The sequence below is a fragment of the Mesorhizobium sp. M2A.F.Ca.ET.067.02.1.1 genome, from assembly GCF_004023285.1.
In the GTDB taxonomy this organism is placed as follows: domain Bacteria; phylum Pseudomonadota; class Alphaproteobacteria; order Rhizobiales; family Rhizobiaceae; genus Mesorhizobium.
The window spans coordinates 1-1,741 of sequence record NZ_RZSB01001014.1 but is presented as its reverse complement, the minus strand read 5'-3'; the positions used below and the strand labels follow the sequence as shown (position 1 = coordinate 1,741).

General features: G+C 66.5%; 1 protein-coding gene. It reads right to left on the bottom strand.

What is annotated here, in order from left to right; all coding sequences use genetic code 11:
- Nucleotides 1–1,727, bottom strand: a 1,727-nt coding sequence (locus tag EOA28_RS34845; protein ID WP_189342366.1) for a cobaltochelatase subunit CobN, incomplete at its 3' end; no start/stop codon positions are given.
- Between the last annotated feature and the right edge of the window lie 14 nt (nucleotides 1,728–1,741).

Sequence of the window (1,741 nt, the reverse complement as noted above, 5' to 3'; positions counted from 1 at the left end):
ATTTTCGGCCTAGCAAGGGGAGAGCCGGCGGCGGAGCTGCCAATCTCCCCCCCTGAGGGGGAGATGTCCGGCAGGACAGAGAGGGGGGCCTCGCGCAGCCCTATCTGGTCTTCCGCGTTGCCCCAGGCAGCCCTGACTGCATCACGCGCGCCTTCCGGCAGTTCAGCGGACAAGCGCAGGTAGTCTTTTGAACTTAACCCGTGGCCACCCACCTCCAGCGCATCCAACAACGCCCGCGGCGATTGCGGAATCCCTTCAACCGCATAGCCCTGTTCCTTCAGGTCATGCAGCATCGCAAGCACACTGGAGGGCACATCAAGCCCGACCGCATAGCCGGTCCGCCCTGGCGCGCTCGGATAGTCGGGGATCAGGATCGCCAGCTTGCGCTCGGCCCGCTTGGTCCTCTGCAGGCGGATAAACGCCGCGATCCGCTTGGCGACCTGCGCCACGCGTGCCATTTCCGGCCGGTTGGCAAAGGCGCGAAAGGCCAGTGCCGGATCGGCCTCGATCTCGCCCTTGAAGGAGATGGCGCCGGCCAGGATGCGGCCGTCGAGCTCGGGCAGGACGACATGCATGGCAAGATCGGCGGGCGCCAGGCCACGCTGGTTGTTTTCCCAGACCTCGCGGCGCGTCGTGGCGACGATGACCTGGAAGATCGGCACGCCGGCGCGGTCGAACAGGGTCTCGGCGCCGGGCTCCGCCCCGGATGCGAACGCGGTGGCGGTAATGATGGCGGCGGGGTGCAGCGAGGCGAGGGCGGTTTCGACGAAGGCGAGCGACGCCGGGTCTTTCAGGCTGGAGACGAAGATCGGCACGGGCGTCAGGCCTTGTAGCTTCAACGCCTCCGCGAGAGCGTCGATCGGTGCTACGTCTGCCGCCAGCAGCATCGAGCGGTAGAAGAGGATGGGGACAATCGGGCTGAGCTTACCAGCGTCGAGTTCCGTCGCCCCCCTCTCTGTCCTGCCGGACATCTCCCCCTCAAGGGGGGAGATTGAGCTGTCGTCGTTGGTTTCGCCAATCGCAGACGTTGCAGATGGCTCTTTTGACGCCCTTGAAGAAAACGCGCCAGGGTCGACGACGGCTGATCTCCCCCCTTGAGGGGGAGATGTCCGGCAGGACAGAGAGGGGAGCGAAGGATCGCCGACCTCTGAAAAGTCCGGCTTCTCAACGACACCAACTCCCGGCTGATAAAACCCAGCCTTCGGCACGCCGACCGGCTCGGCAACCGCCGCATCCGCTCCCGCAAGCCGCGCCAGCCTCCGCACCAGTGCGCTCATATTGGCCGGCCCGCCTTCGCGGAAATAGCCGAGCAGGGCGTCCAGCTCCGCACGCGGCAGGGTCGAGCCTTGGATCAGGCGCTGGTCCTCGTCATGACTTTCGCCGGGCAGTAGCGCGAGCTTGATGCCGCGCTCGCGCGCCACCGCGGCGAGCTGGTCGCAACCATAGCGCCACCAGTCATAGCCGCCGAGGATGCGGACGAGGACGACCCTGGCGTGGCGGGCGACACTGTCGATCCAGAGATCGACCGACATCGGGTGGCGAAGATCGCGAAGAGCCGCCAGCCGCATCGAGGGCAGCCGCGCGGCATCGGCCTTCCAAGCAGCGGCCAGGCCGGCGAGGTCGCTGTCGGTGAAGGACAGCGCCACGACATCCGCAGGCGTCTGCCTGAGGTCGATCGGCTCGGCGAGATCGTCGAGCGAAGCGGATGTTGTGGCGAGGATATGCATCGCAGTCCGGATTT